The organism is Aeribacillus pallidus, assembly GCF_050478865.1.
GTDB lineage: Bacteria > Bacillota > Bacilli > Bacillales > JACDOC01 > JACDOC01.
This window is the reverse complement of record NZ_JBCNBW010000001.1, coordinates 46,489-66,544: the sequence shown is the minus strand read 5'-3', so window position 1 is coordinate 66,544 and position 20,056 is coordinate 46,489. Positions and strand designations below refer to the sequence as shown.

Sequence of the window (20,056 nt, the reverse complement as noted above, 5' to 3'; positions counted from 1 at the left end):
GCAGATATTTTACTAACATGTTTTATCCAACCAAAAAGTAGATAAATAAAGAGCTAGCGATTCATTCACTAGCTCTCATTAATTTAATGGAAGCTCTTCTTCTTCTCCCGTTTCTTCCATTTCCGAATTCATCTTTTCTTCTGGCGTTTGGAAAGTAACGACGAGTTGATCTCCTTTTTTAACCGGTGAATTCGGTTTTAAATTTTGATTAATGACAAAACCTTTACCGACCATATTCAATTCTAATTCCGCAATTTCTGCTACTTTCATGACATCCCGTTTCGACCAACCAGTCATATCTGGAATGGTGAGCTTACCATCGGTTTGAATGATCACTTTTTCGTGTTCTAATATCGAAATATGTTCTTCTGGAAGCTGTCGTTCAACTTTAGAGCCTTTCCCAAGCACAATCACTTGAACGCCTTCTTTTTCTAACGTTTTTTTCGCTTTTTCTACAGACATTCCAATCACGTTAGGAACTTCTACAATCTTTGCTTCTTTCATTTCTTTCGGTTGGATATTTAAATATTGTAAACTATTTTTCATAACCGGATTAAAGATTTTGGATACAGGGGCTGAACCTGATTCATATTTTTCATCGTCTAAGTCTGGTTGTTGGATAGCCACATACATAATTAATTGTGGGTCGTCTTTTGGCGCCATACCTAAAAACGAGAAAAGATAATTGTCCCAACCAGTTAAATATCCACGACCGTCTGGATTTGGAATTTGTGCTGTCCCTGTTTTTCCGGCAACATCATAGCCTTCCAATTGATAGGCGTGCCCTGTTCCTTCAGGCGCGGAGACAACGGTTTCTAATATATCTCGCACCTCTTTGGCTGTTTGTTTACTAATTGGAGTACCAACCACTGCTGGTTCGGATTGCTTAATCACTTTATTCGTGTCTGGATCGACAATTTTTTCAATCACGTACGGTTTCATCATCTTACCGTCATTAGCAATTGCCGTCATCGCTTGAATTAATTGTAACGGAGTCACTGTAGTTCCTTGTCCAAAAGCCGTTGTAACTTTTTCGATCGGCCAATTATATAAAATGTGCCCGCTTGGTTCATTCGGCAAACCAATGCCTGTAGGAACACCGAACTTAAATGCATCTAAATACTCACGAAACACATCGGTTCCCATTTTCTCCAATAAGTAGGCAAAAGCTACGTTTGAGGAACGTTGAACACCTTCTAAAAACGTAATTTTCCCCCAACCTTTTCCGTTATGGTCTCTAATTGATCCTCCACTTTCCAAACGGTAAGAACCAGATACATACGTATCCTCTGGATGAAATACTCCTTCTTCAACAGCCGCTGCCAATGAAAAAATTTTCATGGTCGAACCTGGTTCATACGCCCACTCCACCACTTCATTATGCCAAGATTGATTAATGCCTTCTCTTGTTTCTAAGTGGAAGGATGGGCGCTGACCCATCGCTAAAATTCGACCCGTTTTTGGGTCTGCGACGATGGCGATCATTTTTTTCGGAGAATACTCTTTTTCTACTTCCGTTAGTGCATCTTCTAAAAAGGTTTGGATTTTCTTATCAATCGTTAAATAAATATCTTTTCCGTTTTCCGGTTTTTTTACCATTTTTGTGCTATTCGGCAATATATATTCCCATATATCGCTTTCGTACTGAATATATCCGTCTTTTCCTTTTAACAAATTATTGAAGCTTTTTTCAATCCCTAGTACTCCAACCAATTCTTCTTTCCCATCAACGACTTCTTTTTCTGCAAAGCCGATTAAATGAGACGCAAACACACCATTCGGATAGGACCGTTTACGATCTTCAATAAAAGTAATGCCTGGAAGGTTCAACGATTCTATTTGTTCTTTTTCATGAACTGTTAAATTTCTCCCGGCACTTCCAAACTCTACTTGGAATCGTCCTTTCTTTGTTAAAATTTGATAAATTTCTTCTTTGCTCATGGAAAGCACGGTTGCAAGCTTTTCAGCTGTCATTTCTGGATCAACAACATGACGTGGATGCTCCATATCGGTTGTCACTTTAGGATCCAAAATGGCGATAAGGGAATAGGAAACCGTATCTTCGGCAATCACTTCTCCATGTTGGTCATAGATGTTTCCTCTGGTAGCTTCTAAAACGGCACTCCGTAAATGTTGTTGAGCCGCTTTTGCTGCTAACACTTTTCCATCCACTTCACCGGTAATTTGAATCACCATAAAGCGGAAAATTAATATAAAAAAGAGGAGGCTGAATATTAAAAACAATATTACTGCTCCTCGTTTCATATTGCCTTTTACTTGGTTCATTTTTTCTGCACAACCTTGACGTTATTCTCGTTTAAATCTAAGCCTAATTCTTTTGCTTTTTGCCAAATGCGTTCGTACGTACTAAGCTCGTTCACTTGGAGCTGAAGCTGTTCATTTTGTTTTTCTTGCTCTTGGATGGCTTTTTGAACATCTTGAATTTCTTTATTCACTGCATAAATATCCGCTTGCGCTTGAATCAGTTGAACCGCCATCACACAAATAAAAGTAATGAACAGCGCCCCTAACAACTTTTCCCCTTTTGTAATTCCTACCTTTTGCCTTACCTTTGTTTGAACCGTTTGTTTTGGCTGGTGGTTTACAGATTCTTGTGTTTGATATTTTCTAGCTACGTTCCCCACATTTGTTCCTCCTTTTTATCGTTTTTCTGCTATACGCAATTTTGCTGAACGTGCCCGATTGTTTTGCTCTAATTCTTCATCACTAGGTAAAATTGGTTTCCTCGTAACTAGTTTTAAAACTGGCTTAAATTCTTGAGGAATGATTGGTAAACCTGGTGGTAAATCTGGTGCTTGGCTATATTCTTTGAAAATCGTTTTACAAATACGATCTTCTAATGAGTGAAAGGTAATGACGCTAATTCGACCACCCGGTTTTAATAATTCAATCGCTTTTTTTAATGATTCCTCAAACGCTCCTAATTCATCGTTTACAGCAATCCGAATGGCTTGGAATACTCGTTTGGCTGGGTGCCCCCCTTTCCTCCTAGCAGGAGCTGGAATCCCTTCTTTGATGAGTTCTACTAATTCGCCTGTTGTCTCAATTGGCTTCCGTTCGCGCGCCTGTTCAATTTTTCGGGCAATTTGTTTTGAGAAGCGTTCTTCGCCATATTTTGAAAAAATACGGACGAGCTCTTCAAACGGCCAATGATTGACGATGTCGTAGGCTGTTAACTCTTTATCTAAGTCCATCCGCATATCTAAAGGTGCATCATGCTGATAACTGAAACCACGTTCAGGAAGATCTAATTGGGGAGAAGAAACTCCTAAGTCGTAGATTACTCCGTCCACTTGGTTTATTCCTAAACGATTCAGTTCTTCTTTTATGTATCGAAAATTGCTCTTAACGAATGTCACCCGATCTTCATAGGCGGACAATTTTTCCTTGGCATGGGTTAGAGCCATTTCATCCTGGTCAAAAGCAATTAAGCGACCTTTTTCCGAAAGTTGTGATAATAAGTATTCGCTATGTCCTGCTCCACCTAGCGTACAATCCACGTAAATTCCATCAGGTTTTACCTGTAATCCATCTACCGTTTCTTTCAGTAAGACTGTTGTATGTTTAAACATGTTTTTCACCTTTCCAATGGAACAAATTATATATCAAATCCAATCATATTTTCTGCGATCTCAGCAAAAGAATGCTCCGATTGTTCAAAGAAATCTTCCCATAAAGCTTTGCTCCAAATTTCGATTCGATTGGAAACACCTAAAATTACACATTCTTTTTCCAGCTGAGCGTACTGGATAAGGGAAGATGGTATGTTGATTCTACCTTGTTTGTCTAGTTCACATTCGGTAGCACCAGAGAAAAAAAACCGGGTAAACGCACGAGCATCTTTTTTCGTCAAAGGTAACGTCTTCAATTTGTTTTCTAATAGCTTCCATTCGTTCATGGGGTATCCGAATAAACATTGGTCAAGCCCTCGAGTCAACACAAATGCGTTACCCAAATGTTCACGAAACTTAGCAGGAATGATTAGGCGACCTTTGCTATCAATATTGTGTTGATATTCCCCCATGAACATACCCGTCTACCCCACTTTCTAACTCCAATGTACCACATTCCCCCACTTTGTACCACAGTTATTTAAACATTCTCTTTTTGAACGTAAACTCCTGCTTTGTTAAATTCATTGGAAAAAGGATTTCTCGACTAATTCACCAAAAATAGTTTCTTTTTCATTTTTAATTTCTGAGTGCCTCCTTCTGAATTTGTTGTATATAAGAAAATCCACCACTTTTTTGTCATAAAAAAAATCGAGGCTGCCTTAGCCCCGATTTTATATTCGAATGAGATGATGTGGACATTGGAACGAATATGGGAGATTCAATGATTGGTCAATAAAATCAACACCATATTTATTTAAGTAATAAAATATGTTCCAGCTGCGTTCTTGATAGCTGTCAAACGGTTTTATATGTTGTTGAACTCGGTTATATTGATTAATTTGATGTTGATGCTTTAATTGTTGTCGTTCTTGCATTTTCTGTTGTAAATAATAGAGTTGGTTTTGGTGGAAGCGCAGATTCTTGTCAATGATTGGCGTTAATCCTTTTTCAATTGAATGCCCTTTTTCCATAATTTTTTCATACTGTTGCTCTAACCAACGACTAGTTTCTCGAATTAATTGATTCACTTCCTCATCTTGAATAGAAGCAAGATAACATTCTTTTTCTTTTCCGACACCGTGTTGAATCACAGAAGAAAGTGTTAACCCAAGCTCCTTCATATCTCGCTCAATCGAACGTTCGACATAAGTGATATGAAGACGCGGAACAATGGGTGGCATTTTAAATCCTAAATGTTCAAATGCTTGACCTAATTCTCCCCAATAAGTGATTTCACCTGGACCCGCAATAAAAGCAAGGGTCGGAAATAACCATTCTTGCATCAACGGGCGGGAGACTACATTGTTACTAAATTGCTGTGGAGTTATCTCCACTTGCTGCAACAGTTGATCAAGCGTAAAGGACACCTCATGATGTTTGCTGTGAAACCTCTCCGTTTGTGGGTCAAATTCTAGTAAGAGTCGCTCTTGGCCATCATAATAAAATAAATTTGTAGAAGTATCATTGATCTCAATTAGAGGGGACCATCCATTCGCCTTCATCTGTTGCTGTCGGGCTAAAACATGTTTCGTAATTTGCCGCTCATTTTGGATTAACGCTTTAAAAAAGGCACGTTCCATTTCACGCAACGGCTCATATGCTGAATCAATGATTAGCAAGCCGTATGCCCTAAACAACTTCATGATAATATAGGAAAAAAATTCTGTCATTGTCTCGGTTGATTCAATGGCTTCAAAAACTAGGTTCATTAATTCCGTAGTGTAAGATGTTTCACCGAGTAACCGGAACACGTCTTCAACCCAATCTTTCAATTCTTCTTTATTCAATGAAAGATGGGAAATCATTTGTTTTGGAAGTGGTTGAACCGTAAAATTTATTTTCTCTAGCTTCATTCCATTTTCGACAAAAATATGGTTCACTTCTAAAAAATCGTGGTCTTCCCCAGCGATCCAAAAAAGTGGGACGACCGGCACCCCCAATTGCTCTTCTTTTTGCTTTGCCAAATGAAGAATCGAAAAAATTTTATGTATGGTGTAAAGCGGTCCAGTTAGTAATCCTGCTTGTTGTCCTCCGACAACAACGACAGAATCGGGTTGAGCTAATTTTTCAAGTGATTTATGAACTTGATCTGACATAGGAAATTTTTGCATATAGCGCTGTATACATTGGACAAGCATATCCCGAGAAAAGGACCGTTGCCTCAAATCGTTTAGACGCTCAACATAGGTTTCTTCCTTCGTCCAATCGTAATGAAAGAACGACATGACATGTTTGTCTTGATGAAAATACTTTGATGCGAATGTATTACTAGATGGAATTTCGATTTGTTCCAATTCCATGCTTGTCTTCCTTTCTCCGGTTAAATTTTCTCATTGAGTATAACATTTTCTTTTCCTCATGAAAAAAAACTTGCTTGAATTTTTACAGGTAGGGGGCTACTGCTTCGATCACCCGGACCGTTAAACCATACATTAACAAAACAAAATACGCAATACTTAACAAGAGGAAGTTGAGACGCCAATATCCTTTGAGCACTTTCGATATAATAATTTCTTTTTTTACCTGCCAATGTAAAAGAACAAACATGATCCCAATCACTAATAAAGCTATTAAAATCATCCAAAAAAACGATTGGTTAAAAATAACTAAAAGCATATAATGAACCGCAAATAACAAAATCATTGTCGTTACATCAATCCCATAACGAACCGCTGTTCGATGGTTTTTGGTCGCTTGTTTAACGATGACGAACACAAGTAAATAACCAATGATGGGGATGGTGATCAATAAAGCAAGAATACTCGAAACTATTGTACTCACAGCTAACTCTCCTCTTCCTTTCCTTTAATCATCCAATATAACGTTTCAAACAAAGGAACTTGAATCTCTTTTTTCTTCGCTTCATCGAGGATGTATCCAACAATACCATCAATTTCGGTTTTTCTTCCTCTTTCAAGGTCTTGTAACATCGATGATCGATTCGCCGAAGTCGTTTGGCAAATATGAACGATATGGTCTAATAAAGTAAGTAAATGAAAATTCGGAAAAACGGCAACAAATTCATTCAATAATTGGTTCATTAAGTGAAAGTAATGTTTGTTGCTAATTAACTGCCCGTTTCTGACTTGAAGCACCGCTGTCAAAGGGTTTATGAGAGCGTTAACGGCTAGTTTTTTTAATAACATTTCTGTTCCATTTTCTACTATAATTACCGGAAAATGAGGAATCGGCCGCTCGCATAACTTCTCTAAAATATTTCGATCGCCCCGAAATACCGCTACGTTCAATTTTCCGATACCTGTATGTCGAACAGCGTTGTCCGATAACCGTAATGCGCCGTGCTCGACGGTACCGATATACAACTGTGGATGAGGAAGTTGCTTAAGTAGTTCCAAATGTTTCATCCCGTTTTGAACAAACAAAGTCGGAATATGTGCATGTGTTTGAAAATATTCAATCATTTCTGTGAGATGATATTGTTTTACGGTAACAATTAATAAGTCTAGCCCTTGACGAATCATTTTGTTTATCGGAAATGCCAAAACTTCTACATATTTCTTTTTATTTTGGAAAATCCGCTCAATCCCTTTTTCATTAATAATATCTGCCTGTTCCTTTCGTTTTGTGAAAAGAAAAACCTCATGTAGCTCACTTAAGTAGGTGGCAAATAGAAGACCTAATGCCCCACTCCCAACAATTCCGATTTTCATATTTTTCCCTCGCTACCCAATTATCTCTTTTCATTGTAGCAAATTCTTTCTAAAGAATGAATGACAGGATTCCTTCGATGGTCCTATACATATTATTGTTAACGCTTTTAATCGTTAGCAAAGGAAGAAAAAAGACCTGGGAAAGCTCCCAGATCTATTAAACAGGATATACCGGATGTTTGCGTGTGCTAAAATGAAGTTCCTTCGTTTCATATAAATTGAATCGATCGATTAATACCTCGCGTAATTCATTAGGAGAGACGATATCATCGACAATGAGCTCGGATGCTAGTTTATATATGTCAATATGTTCTTTATACTCTTTTTGTTTTTCTTGGATAAACGCCATCCGTTCTTTCGGATCTTCAATCGCTTGAATTTTGTTTGAATAAACGGCATTTACCGCAGCTTCTGGTCCCATAACAGCAATTTGCGCGGTAGGAAGCGCAATACAACAATCCGGTTCAAATGCTGGCCCCGCCATTGCATACAATCCAGCACCGTATGCTTTTCGTACAATGACCGATATTTTTGGAACGGTCGCTGAACTCATTGCCGCAATTAGCTTAGCCCCATGGCGAATAATGCCGGCACGTTCCACTTTCGTACCAATCATAAATCCCGGTACATCCGCTAAGAACAATAACGGGATGTGGAAGGCATCGCATAATTGGATAAACTTTGCTCCTTTATCAGCAGAATCAACGAAAAGAACACCGCCTTTTACTTTCGGTTGATTGGCGATAATGCCTACAACCCGTCCCCCAATTCGGGCTAAACCAGTAATCAATTCTTGGGCAAATAATTTTTTAATTTCAAAAAAGCTTCCTTCATCAACTAAGGCGTCGATACATTCATACATATCAAATGGAGCATTTTGATGAACCGGAATGATTTGTTCTAGCGGTCTCCCTTCTTTCGGTGCAACAGGGTCCACCAGTTGTGGTCGGTGTTGAAAATTCGGTGGAAAATACGTTAAATATCTCCGCGCCGCTTCGATCGCTTCTTGTTCGGATTGAACGAGCATATCACCGCAGCCACTTATCGTACAATGCATGCGCGCCCCACCCATTTCTTCTAACGTCACCTTCTCACCAATAACCTTTTCAGCCATACGGGGTGATCCTAAATACATAGAAGCATTTTTATCCACCATGATGACAATATCACAAAAGGCTGGAATATATGCACCGCCTGCTGCGGAAGGACCAAATAATAAACATACTTGTGGGATCACTCCAGATAATTTCACTTGATTATAAAAAATTCGTCCAGCTCCGCGACGATTCGGAAACATTTCTAATTGATCGGTAATTCGAGCACCAGCTGAGTCGACTAAATAAAGTAGAGGAACTTTTAATTTTTCCGCCGTTTCTTGGATACGAATAATTTTTTCGACGGTCCGTGCCCCCCACGATCCAGCTTTAACTGTTGAATCGTTTGCCATGACACAGACGGTCTGACCGTGGATTTTTCCTATGGCCGTAACAACTCCATCAGCAGGTAAATCACCTGCTTGACAGTTAGCGAACAACCCATCCTCTTGATATTTGCCGTTATCAAACAACAGCTTTAAGCGTTCCCGAACGAATAACTTATTATTTTCTTTTAATTTCTCATGATATTTTGGGTGTCCCCCTGCAGCAATTTGTTTTTTCTGTTCCTTTAACTTTTGTTCTAAAGAGATTGTTGTTGCCAATCGAATCACTCCCCTTTGTTCGCTTGTATCTATTCTAAAGTAATCAACACATCCCCTTCGTTCACAAAGTCGCCAACACCGACATTCACATTTTTTACTTTTCCTTCCTCTTGAGCTTCGACAGGAATTTCCATTTTCATAGACTCCAACATTAAAACGGTTTGACCTGCTGATACTTCATCGCCTTCACTTACGATTACGGATAACACGGTTCCTGCCATACTTGATGTAATTTCTTTCATCTTTTAATCCTCCTACATATCATTTCTTTGTTGAATACAATTGTTGCACTACTTGTGTCGTATACGTTCCTTGAACAAATGCGGAATAGTTCAACATTTCTTTTAATAAAGGAATATTTGTTTTGATTCCTTCAATTTCTACTAATTCGATATATTCTTTCGCTCGTAGAAGGCAATCGTTACGATCACGTCCAGAAACAATCACTTTTGCAATCATCGGATCATAAAACGGAGTGACCGTTCCTCCTTCCTCGTAGCCACTATCAACACGTACGGATGAAACGTCAGGCCAATATAACTTCGTAATCTTACCAGGAGAAGGGTAAAACGTGACCGGATCCTCTGCATACACCCGGAATTCGATACTATGTCCTTGGGGAACGATGTCTTGTTGTTTAATAGGTAACGGTTCACCTGCAGCCACTTGAATTTGCCATTTAACTAAATCAAATCCAGTAACCTTTTCCGTAACTGGGTGTTCCACTTGTAAGCGTGTATTCATTTCCAAAAAATAAAAGTTTTCATGTTCATCAACAATAAACTCAACGGTTCCAGCATTCACATATTTAACCGCTTTCGCCGCTTGAATTGCAGCTGTATACATTTTCTCTCTTGTTTCTTCTGACAATGCTGGTGATAGCGCTTCTTCAATGACTTTTTGATTTCTTCTTTGGACAGAGCAATTTCGCTCAAAAAGATGAACGTAATTACCAAAAGTATCTCCAAAAATTTGAACTTCAATATGTCTTCCGTTGTTTATACATTTTTCAATAAACACTTCATCAGAACCAAAGTAGGCTTTCGCACGATTTTTAGTAGAAGCAAAGTTTTGAACGAGCGCTTGCTCATGATCGCATCGAATCATACCAATTCCGCCCCCGCCACCACTCGCTTTTAACATGACGGGATACCCAATTTGCTGGGCCAATTGTTTCGCTTCTTCAATCGTTTCACACCTTTCATCACTTCCAGGAACGACTGGAACTCCTGCTTGCTGCATCGTTTTACGCGCAGCAATTTTATCACCCATTTTTTCAATGGTCTCTGCTTTTGGCCCGATAAAGGATATGCCTGCTTCTTCTACTTTTTTTGCAAATTGAGCGTTTTCTGAAAGCAACCCATAGCCGGGATGAATACCATCTACTTTTTCGTCTTTTGCGATTTGAATTATTGTTTCCATGTTTAAATACGACTTGTTCACCGGTGATTCACCGATGCGATAAGCAATATCCGCTTCTTTTACAAACGGCATGTGGGCATCGGCATCCGAATAAACAGCGACCGTTTCAATCCCTAATTGTTGACACGTTCGAATAATCCGTGAAGCAATTTCTCCCCGATTGGCAATTAATATTTTTCGCACGTTCGTACCCCTTTCTTCGCTTGAGATCCAATGGCACTCCCAACCATAGCATTCTACAAAAATCGGAAAATTCCTTCTTTTTTTGTAAACGTTTTCTTAAATTAATGGCAGAATTTTTTTTATTTTTGATATATAATAAAAACAAAAGATAGTTAGGTCATTATTGACCAATAATGGCAAGGACAAAGGGGGATTCGGATGGCTGAAAAAGTTGAACGTTTAAAAATAAATTATAAAACGCTTGAAGAATTTAAACAGTTTAAAGAATACGGGTTACAAGAATTATCGATGCTTGAAGATTTACAAGCGAATATGATTGAAAACGACAGTGACTCACCGTTTTACGGAATTTACTTTGGTGACAAGCTCGTTGCACGAATGAGTTTGTATCAACGGGATGCGAAATACGACCGTTATTTTGATCCACCACAAACGTATTTAGAGTTATGGAAATTAGAAGTATTACCAGGATATCAAAATCGTGGTTTTGGCCGAAAGCTAGTGGAGTTTGCCAAAAGTTTTGGCCTTCCAATTAAAACGAATGCCCGCGTCAAATCCCAGCCGTTTTGGGAGAAGATGGGCTTTGAACCAGTCACCTATGATATGGATCGCGACTTGGGGGAAAATCCGCTAGTTTGGTATCCCAATGGTGTAAAAGAACAAAAAGTTTCCTCTGATGCATAATAATAATACTAAAGGCTGTCTATCTGGATTTTTCATCCCTTGTAAGACAGCCTTTTCCTATTATTTTTCTACACGATGTAAGTTCCCGTTTTTGTCCATTTGAAACTTCACATTTTTCTTTTCCTCACTGTTTTCATTAAGTGCTAATTTCCGTGCTTTTTCCATTAAATTTAACATAATTCGATAGTCCTCTGATAAAGTTTCTAGTTTTTCAATTAGTTGCTCATTTTCCTGATGCAATTTTTTGTTTTCTTCTTGTAGTTGGTTATATTTATACTGTAGCTGACTTTTTTCTTCTTGTATTTTTTGGACCGAAGAAATGTCGGATTCTATTTTTTTTAAATAGGTTATGATTTGCGAGATAGACAAGGAGGATGTTGCAAGTGCCGTTTCTTCTTTACGTTGAGAAGTTTCTTTTTTAAGTTCCTTTCGTCTTTTTTTCGCTAACTCAATTCCTGATTGATATTGTTTTCTTACATAAGAGTTCCAACGAAATCCACACGCAGCAGGCGTTCGCGATAACTTTTTTCCTACTTCCTCAAAGGCTTTTAACTGTGTACTACCCTCACGAATATGCCGTAACACAACTTCAGCTAACAATAAATCTTCGTCTTGTGTCCATGCATCTTGCCGTGCTCCCGTCATTCTTTCTCCCCTCCTTTTTTATCTATATGTATGCACTTCATAGAAACGATAGACGAAAATTCTATTACTATCTGTCATTTTTTAGGCTATAGAGGAGAGTTAAGGAACTAACTTAATAGTAGGACAAATTTTTTGGCTTTGTTAACCGATCCTGTTGAAATTTATACATTACGCTTGGGCGGACGCTTTCCGCGGGCAAGCCGCAAGCCGCTCCCCTCGCTACGCTCAAGTATGGGTCTTGCCTGGCTTCTTGTCCCCGCTTTGAGTCGCCGCCGTGTGAACAACTTGCAAAAATCAACAATGAAATATAACATAGCTATTTATTTAAAAATTGACGGACTGCCTCATGGTGGGCATCCTTCTCCCATAATTCGCTGCACGTTTTTATCTCGTTGTCCATTCGTTCTTTTAAGCCATTTTGCACCCATTTTTGGACTAACACTTTTTTATATGATTGAATAACATTGACATCACGTAACACCATTCGTTCCAAAAAGGATTCTACTTCTTTAAATTCTGGTTTTGCGATAATTTTATGTATGTATCCCCACTCTGCCAATGTTTCAACAGGATAAACATCAGCTTCCATTAGTATTTTCATGGCACGATACACATCCATTTTTTCATATAATAAGGAAGCCCCACCCCATCCAGTAGTAATAGCCAATGTACCTTGAATAAATCCCATTTTCGTTCCTTCTCTTGCAAGACGAAAATCACATGCCGTTGCTAATTCACAACCCCCTCCGACCGCAATACCATTTACAAGCGCAACCGTAGGCTTAGGAATGGTGGCTAAACGATATAAAAGATTCCCCATCCGTTGAAGCATCGGCAATGCTTCCTCTTTTGTTTTTAAACCATGAAAGACCGATAAATCACCACCCGAACAAAAGGCCTGTTCTCCTTCACCTGTAATAACCAATGCTTTAATACGCTTGTTCTCTTCAACTTCGTTTAATGCGTGCTCAAGACCTTCCATTACTTCATAGTTGATCGCATTTCGAATTGATTCTCTTGTAATTCGAAACATAAGAATATCCGTAGACGGTTGTTGAATAACATATGAACCCATTGTATCGCTCCTACCTTTTTTTCTTTCATTTTATCGAGCAACTTTTGGAACTACAAGGTCAGCTCCATTGATAAAACAAACTTAACGACGACCGAAGGATGAGAAGATAACTAATGATAAAAACGCCAAAAATAAGAAAAAGCGTAAAGAGCCATGGTCTCTCTACGCTTTTTCATTGATGGAAAATAATTATTTGTTTACTACTTCTTTTCCTTTGTAAGTTCCGCACGCTTTACATACACGGTGAGCTAATTTCATTTCACCGCAGTTTGGGCATTCTACCATACCAGGTACTTGTAGTTTGAAATGAGTACGGCGCTTTCTTTTTGCCGTTTTAGATGTTCTTCTAAAAGGTACAGCCATTCTTCCCACCTCCTTAAAGAGATTACGAAAAAATATGAAGGCCAGAACTAGCTGGTTCTTCCCAAATTAAGATTCATCCTTTTTTTCAAAAAACTTCGATAAAGCAGCTAATCGTGGGTCAATTGGTTTTTCTTCTTCGTCTTTTGACAACGCGTCCTCTTCAGACATAACTTCCCATCCTTTACCTGAAGGAAGCTCCCCTTCTGCTTCATCGCTAAACACTTGCATCGGTACCTCTAACAGGAGAAGTTCCTTAACGATTGGAAGTAAATCAATCACATCTCCTTGGACTCGATGCACTTCTTCTTCCTCCATCTCCTCATAAGGAAGTGATTTCAGAAGAAACGTTTCCAGTGTTTGGATATCAATTGGATAATGTACATCGTTAAGGGTTCGCGCACAAGGTAACACGAAAGTGCCCTGAATCCGAAGATGAAAGGTAATTTTTTCAGAGCTAATATCTGCTCTACCCGTCACATGAATCGGAGAAAGGTCTCGAATTTGAGGTTCAATCTCCTTTAAATCATGGACATCTACCATTTCATCGATGGCTAAACCCTTATTACGAAATTTTTGTAGTTGTATTGTTGACCATTTCAAATAAATCACCTCAAGGCAACAAAGGTAATTATAGCTTCCGTTATACCTTTTGTCAATATTTTTTCTTTACACTATCACTTTATGTCTTTTTTAATGTACTACATATTGTAGATATTTCTCAAACAATGGTGAACTATACCTCTTACCTTTTCATTTTCTCCTCTTTTCATTACACTAAAATTAAGGCAAATGATGTGAGGAATGGGAGAGTGGATCATGCAAGCAACAGGGGTTATTGTAGAATACAATCCTTTTCATAACGGACATCTATACCATTTGAATGAAGCGAAGCGAAAGACAAATGCTGATGTTGTTATTGCCGTGATGAGCGGAAATTTTCTACAGCGCGGGGAGCCAGCTATCGTTTCCAAATGGACGCGAACTCACATGGCATTAGCAGCAGGAATTGATATCGTAATCGAGCTTCCGTATACCTTTGCTGTCCAAAAAGCGGAAACATTTGCTTTTGGGGCTGTGTTTTTACTAGAAAGTATGAAATGCACCCGATTTTGCTTTGGTAGTGAATCTGGTACAATCGACCACTTTGTCCATACGGTACAGATGTTTAAAAACCATAAAAATCAAATCGATGCCATTATAAAACAGGAAATGAAAAAAGGAGTCAGTTATCCAACGGCTGTATCACGTGCTTTTCAATCATTGAATATTCGGGATGGAATAGATTTAAGTCAACCAAATAACATATTAGGGTTTCACTATGTAAAAGCAGTGGATGACATACAGGCGTCAATCGTTCCGTATACAATCGAGCGGAAGTCGGCCCATTATCATGATGAACGTTTTTCATCTGATACGATTGCGAGCGCCACAAGTATTCGAAAAGCGTTTTTCGAAACGAAGGACTGGAACCAAATTGCCTCTTATGTTCCTGTAACAACGTTAGCAGCCTTACAAAATTATTATCAAGAAATAGGTCAGTTACATCATTGGGAATCGTATTGGCCATTTCTGCAATATCGCTTAATAACATCATCCATCGAACAATTACGTGAAATATACGAAGTGGAGGAAGGAATTGAATATCGTCTGAAAGAAATGGCGCCATCTTCCGTAAGCTTTCATGATTTTATGGAAAAAATGAAGACAAAACGATATACATGGACCCGCCTTCAACGAATGTGCGTACATATTTTAATGAATACAAGAAAAGAGGATATGTGGAAATCGATGAAAGCACCTTCCTATATTCGTTTATTAGGTATGTCGGAAAATGGACGAAACTATCTTTCTCAAATCAAAAAAGATTTATCATTGCCGCTCATTTCGAAAGTAGGAGCAAACGTACAAGAACTACTCGCCTTCGACCTTCTCGCAACAAGAACATATGGCATTGGAGTTAAAAAAACAAAGAAAAGACGAGACCTCATGAACATGGATTTCACTTGTCCACCAGTGTATTTTAAAAAATCATAATTTATGATCGTTTCTCTAAAAGTAAAAACGCTTGGAACATTCCAAGCGTTTTTTACAAACAGAAAACACGTCTATTTTTCTTTTGGTGGGAGTTTTTCCAAATAAGCTAACGCTTCTTCAAAGCTAGTCACAGGAACAATTTTCATATTCGTTCCTATGTCTCTCGCTGTTTTTAAAGCTGCTTCATAATTCGATACAATGTGATTTTGTTGCTTGATTTCTTTACTAATCGGGTCGTTCGGTGCAAAAAAGATGTCTGCTCCCGCTTCATGGGCGGCAACGACTTTTTGCTCAATACCACCTATTCTACCGACATTCCCTTCTGAATCGATCGTCCCCGTTCCAGCAATCTTATACCCTTTTGTTATATCTTTTTTCGTTAATTGATTATAGATTTCCAACGTCATCATTAAACCTGCAGATGGACCACCAATTTCTTCCGTATTTATTTCAATTTGCGGATCAGTTTGTACTTTCTTATCGTCTACTAACCCTATGCCTATGCCGACTTTATTTGGTTGCTGTGGAAATGGAGCCACCGTTAATGTTTCTTCCATTTGTTTCCCCTCCCGTATAAATTGTATACGAATCGAATCCCCTTCTTTTTTTGAGGAAACATACGAGATGAACTGCTCCGTATTCTTCACTTTCATTTGATTTATGGCTATAATTCGATCGCCTAACTCCAATTTCCCTTCAGCTGGCATCCCTGGATATATATCAATGACAATGACACCTTTATATTGATAGTTAATCTCTTTTCCCGCTTTTTTGTATGCCACTTCGATTGCACTTTCTCTCGAGTTTTCCATCATTTGAAGTTGTTTCAGATGGTACTCTTCCTCCGTTTCGTCGGTTCGTCGGATTTCGTTTTCTTGGTATAAATATTGGTATTTATTTACTTTAGCAAGTAAAAAGGAATATACATTCGCTTTTCCTAATCGAACCGTTGTTAGCATAAAGGTCCCTTCTGCATCGAAACCACCTTCTACTTCGACCATTGGTTCGACGTCATGAGCCATGCCGGGTTTCGTTACGTAATAAGGGAGTTGAATAAATGATACACTGATGAGGATGACGGTTAGAATCACGAAAAACCATCTTGACCATTTTTGTTTGAGCATAAGTCGTTACTCCTTCCACTGTTGGATCACTTGTCGAATGGTCGAAATCATTCGTCTAGTTTCTTCTTCTCCAATGGCGATAATTTCTTCTGTATTCTTGAACGCTCGTGAACTAAATTGCTCTACACGTGGCCGAATCATGACATCGGACGCAATTTCCCGACTTTCCACTAATTCCATTTGCATAATATCAATGCTTTGCATGATCACATCGTAAATATTGGTAATCTCTTCGTTTTGTTTAACGTGAGCAACATCAACTCCTATGACGATGTTTGCTCCCATTTCCCGAACAACAGAAACGGGAACACGGTCAATCACTCCTCCATCAACGAGCAATTTTCCGTTTATTTTTTCTGGAACAAAAATACCAGGAATAGATATACTTGCACGAACCGCATCGGCAATTGAGCCTTGTGTAAAAACGATTTTTTCTGCTCGCATCAAATCGGTCGCGACTACTGCCACAGGAGGATGTAAATCTTCCAACCGCTTTTGATGACTAAAAAGGTGAATAAATTCCTTTAATCGTTTCCCACTAATAAAGCCCATTTTCGGGACAGTAAAATCAAGAAAATATTTTCGTTTAAAGGCGGTTGACAACTTATACATCGATTCAATGGAATGCCCTACCCCATAGAACGTACCGATTAACGCTCCCATACTACTTCCTGCAATATAATCAATCGGAATATTCTCTTCCACTAACACTTTTAAAACCCCTAGATGGGCAAAACCTCTTGCTCCACCTGATCCTAACGCTAACCCGATTCGAGGTCTGTCCACGGATGCTCCTCCTTCCTGCCGAAATTAGCGGTCTAAACTTCTTATCTGTTTCGTATATTGATTTATATGAGGACAAGGCTTGGTAATATGTAATAATAATAAATTTTACCATTGTTACGAAATTCCTTCATGTTTTACATTCGTCAAAGGAGGGTCTGCATGAAATCGTCCATGCTGATGAGTCTGTTCATTGCTTTGTCCCTCTCATTATTAACAGGCTCCTTTATTTTTTTTCCTAAAGAAGTGGTAGATGCATCGATTCGAGGACTACATATGTGGTGGGAAATCGTCTTTCCTTCACTTCTTCCCTTTTTTATTATGTCAGAATTATTAATTGGATTTGGAGTTGTCAATTTTATCGGTGTATTATTAGAACCGTTCATGCGTCCCATATTTCGAGTCCCTGGGGCAGGCGGTTTCGTGTGGGCGATGGGCATGGCTTCTGGCTTTCCTTCTGGAGCGAAATTAACCGCCCGACTGCGTCAAAAAGGCCAAATTTCAAAAATAGAAGCAGAGCGGCTTGTTTCATTCACTAATTCTTCGAATCCGTTATTTATTTTCGGGGCAGTAGCAGTTGGTTTTTTTCATAATCCGTCGCTTGGCATTATTTTAGCCTTGTCGCATTATATAGGTAATGTTGGAGTCGGACTTGTCATGCGTTTTTATGGAAGAGAAAAAGAAGTTCCCTCAGAATCAAGATTCCACCGCTCCTTTTCTATTCAAAAAGCATTTCATGAATTACACGTTACGCGTATAAAGGAAACTCGTCCATTCGGGCAAATTTTAGGAGATTCAGTTATTTCATCTGTGAACACGTTATTACTAATAGGTGGATTCATTATTCTTTTTTCAGTTGTCAATCAAATTTTATATCGTTTGAACATTACAGATACTTTCGCATTCTTGGTTGGATGGGTGTTTCATGGACTACATTTTCCGAGCACTCTCAGTATTCCGTTTATTTCAGGGTTATTTGAAATAACGCTAGGAAGTCAATTAACAAGTGATGTGAAAAATGTCGACTTAATGCATCAAGCAATGCTAACAAGTTTTATCCTTGCTTTTAGTGGCTTTAGTGTTCATGCCCAAGTGGCAAGTATTTTGGCAGATACCGATATTCGATTTACTCCTTTTTTCTTGGCCCGAATTTTACACGGCTGTTTCTCAAGTATCCTCACTTGGTTGTGTTGGTCCCCTATATACGAACGGTTTTTTATGGAAGAACAGCCAGCAGACGTTATTCCAGTATTCCTTTCAACCACATCAAGTCTTATCCATCAATCCTACTACATGATTTCATCAATTGGTCCTCTTTTTACAATTATCGTACTTGTATGTTATTGTTGGATTTATCGGCAAAAAATAATAAAAATCGCTAAATAAAAAGGGACCGCGTGAAAGCGATCCCTTTTTATATTATTCCGTCTCTATTCTCTTTTTATCGTACATCGAATATGTATCTTATTCGAAGATTGCGTACCATTCCTTAAGGTTTTCGAAAAAAGTATGTTCTGTTCCAGAAAATAACTCTCTGCTTTCTTTTGAACAAATTTTTCATAATAATGGACAGATTATTCTTTATATGGACACTTTTTTCTTACTAGTCTAGCGAAAATTTCTTTTTAAGCGCTTCTTCTACAGGCTTTGGTACAAGTTCAGATATATTCCCATTATACTTGGCGACTTCTTTTACAATGCTCGAACTTAAAAAGGAATATTGGTTATTTGTCATCACAAAAAATGTTTCAATATCTTCATTTAACACGCGGTTGACCGATGTAATTTGCATTTCGTATTCAAAATCGGAAACAGCACGTAACCCTCGGATAATCGCATTGGCATTGACACTTTTCGCGTAATCGACTAATAACCCTTGAAACGTATCTACTTTTACATTTGGAATCGGCTTCGTCACTTCTTCAATTAATTGAACCCGCTCTTCTACCGTAAACAACGGCTTTTTCGAAGAATTATTTAAGACGCACACATACACTTCATCAAATACTTTAGCTCCTCGTTGAATGATGTCGAGGTGTCCGTATGTAATCGGGTCAAAACTTCCTGGACAAACTGCAATTTTTCCCACTTTGTTAACCCCCTTTATTGTTGAGCCGACCGTTGAAAAATGGTAATTCCAATAATTCCATACGTTTCTTTTTTTATGACTTGGAACTGTCCAACCTCATTTGGTAATTGAACGTTTGCCTCGTGTTCACACACGATGAAACCGTTTTCATTTACTAACTGCTCATTATCTAAAATATGTAAAATCTTTTCTAATTCTTGTTGTTTGTAGGGCGGGTCTAAAAACACACAATCAAAAGTCAATTGTCGTTTGATCAGAGCTTTTAACGCGCGAAAAGCGTCATTTCGGTAAATTTCACTTTTGTCTTCTAACTTACATAAGGAAACGTTCTGTTTAATGGTTTGAATCGCTTTCGGATGACGATCAACGAAAATGGCCTTATCCATTCCGCGGCTTAGCGCTTCAATTCCTACCCCACCGCTTCCAGCAAATAAATCTAAAGCCACTCCCCCATGAAAATATGGACCTATCATATTAAAAATTGATTCCTTTACTTTATCCGTGGTTGGTCTTGTTTGATTTCCCGGAACTGATTTTAACACTCGTCCTTTACAACTACCCGAAATTACTCTCATACCATTCACCACTTACTTCTAGGAAATAAATTTCTTCCTTATCCTATCATAATTCGAGTAGATGTGCTATATCA

At 38.5% G+C, this 20,056-nt stretch carries 21 protein-coding genes; 3 read left to right on the top strand and 18 right to left on the bottom strand.

The window, feature by feature from the left end:
• Positions 1–78: 78 nt before the first annotated feature.
• The 10 genes from ABES52_RS00350 to ABES52_RS00305 all read right to left on the bottom strand — a co-directional run bounded on the left by ABES52_RS00350 (position 79) and on the right by ABES52_RS00305 (position 10,610).
• A complete protein-coding gene (locus ABES52_RS00350; protein ID WP_429647816.1) occupies positions 79–2,286 on the bottom strand; it encodes a penicillin-binding protein in 2,208 nt (735 codons plus the stop codon).
• A complete protein-coding gene (ftsL, locus tag ABES52_RS00345; RefSeq protein WP_429647814.1) occupies positions 2,283–2,645 on the bottom strand; it encodes a cell division protein FtsL in 363 nt (120 codons plus the stop codon). The genes ABES52_RS00350 and ftsL overlap by 4 nt, the downstream gene beginning before the upstream one ends.
• Before the next feature lie 15 nt (positions 2,646–2,660).
• Positions 2,661–3,593, bottom strand: coding sequence for a 16S rRNA (cytosine(1402)-N(4))-methyltransferase RsmH (rsmH, locus tag ABES52_RS00340; protein ID WP_429647812.1), 933 nt, complete (start codon positions 3,591–3,593; stop codon positions 2,661–2,663).
• Between the two features lie 26 nt (positions 3,594–3,619).
• Positions 3,620–4,051, bottom strand: coding sequence for a division/cell wall cluster transcriptional repressor MraZ (gene mraZ, locus ABES52_RS00335; protein ID WP_429647810.1), 432 nt, complete (start codon positions 4,049–4,051; stop codon positions 3,620–3,622).
• Between the two features lie 255 nt (positions 4,052–4,306).
• Entirely contained in the window at positions 4,307–5,935 is a 1,629-nt protein-coding gene (gene bshC / locus ABES52_RS00330; RefSeq protein ID WP_429647808.1) for a bacillithiol biosynthesis cysteine-adding enzyme BshC, read from the bottom strand.
• An 82-nt stretch (positions 5,936–6,017) separates the two neighbouring features.
• On the bottom strand, positions 6,018–6,416 hold the full coding sequence (locus tag ABES52_RS00325; RefSeq protein WP_429647806.1) for a DUF3397 domain-containing protein: 399 nt from the start codon (positions 6,414–6,416) through the stop codon (positions 6,018–6,020).
• A 2-nt stretch (positions 6,417–6,418) separates the two neighbouring features.
• Entirely contained in the window at positions 6,419–7,306 is an 888-nt protein-coding gene (locus tag ABES52_RS00320; protein WP_429647804.1) for a 2-dehydropantoate 2-reductase, read from the bottom strand.
• 157 nt (positions 7,307–7,463) lie between these two features.
• Entirely contained in the window at positions 7,464–9,005 is a 1,542-nt protein-coding gene (locus ABES52_RS00315; RefSeq protein ID WP_429647802.1) for an acyl-CoA carboxylase subunit beta, read from the bottom strand.
• A 29-nt stretch (positions 9,006–9,034) separates the two neighbouring features.
• Positions 9,035–9,247, bottom strand: a complete 213-nt coding sequence (locus ABES52_RS00310; protein ID WP_429647800.1) for a biotin/lipoyl-binding carrier protein — start codon at positions 9,245–9,247, stop codon at positions 9,035–9,037.
• A 19-nt stretch (positions 9,248–9,266) separates the two neighbouring features.
• Positions 9,267–10,610 (bottom strand): acetyl-CoA carboxylase biotin carboxylase subunit, encoded by a 1,344-nt coding sequence (locus ABES52_RS00305; RefSeq protein WP_429647798.1) that lies wholly within the window; start codon positions 10,608–10,610, stop codon positions 9,267–9,269.
• 198 nt (positions 10,611–10,808) lie between these two features.
• On the opposite strand from ABES52_RS00305, the gene ABES52_RS00300 reads away from it, so the two are divergent.
• Positions 10,809–11,294 (top strand): N-acetyltransferase, encoded by a 486-nt coding sequence (locus ABES52_RS00300; RefSeq protein ID WP_429647796.1) that lies wholly within the window; start codon positions 10,809–10,811, stop codon positions 11,292–11,294.
• Between the two features lie 60 nt (positions 11,295–11,354).
• Here ABES52_RS00300 and ABES52_RS00295 read toward each other — a convergent pair whose 3' ends face one another.
• The 4 genes from ABES52_RS00295 to ABES52_RS00280 form a co-directional block, all read right to left on the bottom strand.
• Complete coding sequence (locus ABES52_RS00295; protein ID WP_429647794.1) at positions 11,355–11,939, bottom strand: RsfA family transcriptional regulator; 585 nt, start codon at positions 11,937–11,939, stop codon at positions 11,355–11,357.
• Between the two features lie 316 nt (positions 11,940–12,255).
• Positions 12,256–13,014 carry an enoyl-CoA hydratase/isomerase family protein gene (locus ABES52_RS00290; protein WP_429647792.1) on the bottom strand — a complete coding sequence of 253 codons (759 nt, stop codon included), beginning with the start codon at positions 13,012–13,014 and terminating at the stop codon, positions 12,256–12,258.
• 189 nt (positions 13,015–13,203) lie between these two features.
• Positions 13,204–13,377 (bottom strand): 50S ribosomal protein L32, encoded by a 174-nt coding sequence (rpmF, locus tag ABES52_RS00285; RefSeq protein WP_429647790.1) that lies wholly within the window; start codon positions 13,375–13,377, stop codon positions 13,204–13,206.
• A gap of 66 nt (positions 13,378–13,443) precedes the next feature.
• A complete protein-coding gene (locus ABES52_RS00280) occupies positions 13,444–13,977 on the bottom strand; it encodes a YceD family protein (RefSeq protein WP_429647788.1) in 534 nt (177 codons plus the stop codon).
• A 216-nt stretch (positions 13,978–14,193) separates the two neighbouring features.
• On the opposite strand from ABES52_RS00280, the gene ABES52_RS00275 reads away from it, so the two are divergent.
• Complete coding sequence (locus tag ABES52_RS00275) at positions 14,194–15,411, top strand: nucleotidyltransferase (protein ID WP_429647786.1); 1,218 nt, start codon at positions 14,194–14,196, stop codon at positions 15,409–15,411.
• A 71-nt stretch (positions 15,412–15,482) separates the two neighbouring features.
• Here ABES52_RS00275 and ABES52_RS00270 read toward each other — a convergent pair whose 3' ends face one another.
• Both ABES52_RS00270 and ABES52_RS00265 read right to left on the bottom strand, forming a co-directional pair.
• On the bottom strand, positions 15,483–16,535 hold the full coding sequence (locus ABES52_RS00270) for a SepM family pheromone-processing serine protease (protein WP_429647784.1): 1,053 nt from the start codon (positions 16,533–16,535) through the stop codon (positions 15,483–15,485).
• 6 nt (positions 16,536–16,541) lie between these two features.
• Positions 16,542–17,321 carry a patatin-like phospholipase family protein gene (locus ABES52_RS00265; protein ID WP_429647782.1) on the bottom strand — a complete coding sequence of 260 codons (780 nt, stop codon included), beginning with the start codon at positions 17,319–17,321 and terminating at the stop codon, positions 16,542–16,544.
• A 159-nt stretch (positions 17,322–17,480) separates the two neighbouring features.
• On the opposite strand from ABES52_RS00265, the gene ylbJ reads away from it, so the two are divergent.
• Positions 17,481–18,704, top strand: coding sequence for a sporulation integral membrane protein YlbJ (gene ylbJ, locus ABES52_RS00260; RefSeq protein WP_429647781.1), 1,224 nt, complete (start codon positions 17,481–17,483; stop codon positions 18,702–18,704).
• Between the two features lie 217 nt (positions 18,705–18,921).
• Here ylbJ and coaD read toward each other — a convergent pair whose 3' ends face one another.
• Both coaD and rsmD read right to left on the bottom strand, forming a co-directional pair.
• Positions 18,922–19,407 (bottom strand): pantetheine-phosphate adenylyltransferase, encoded by a 486-nt coding sequence (gene coaD, locus ABES52_RS00255; RefSeq protein ID WP_429647779.1) that lies wholly within the window; start codon positions 19,405–19,407, stop codon positions 18,922–18,924.
• A gap of 14 nt (positions 19,408–19,421) precedes the next feature.
• Positions 19,422–19,982, bottom strand: coding sequence for a 16S rRNA (guanine(966)-N(2))-methyltransferase RsmD (rsmD, locus tag ABES52_RS00250; RefSeq protein ID WP_429647777.1), 561 nt, complete (start codon positions 19,980–19,982; stop codon positions 19,422–19,424).
• Positions 19,983–20,056: the final 74 nt, after the last annotated feature.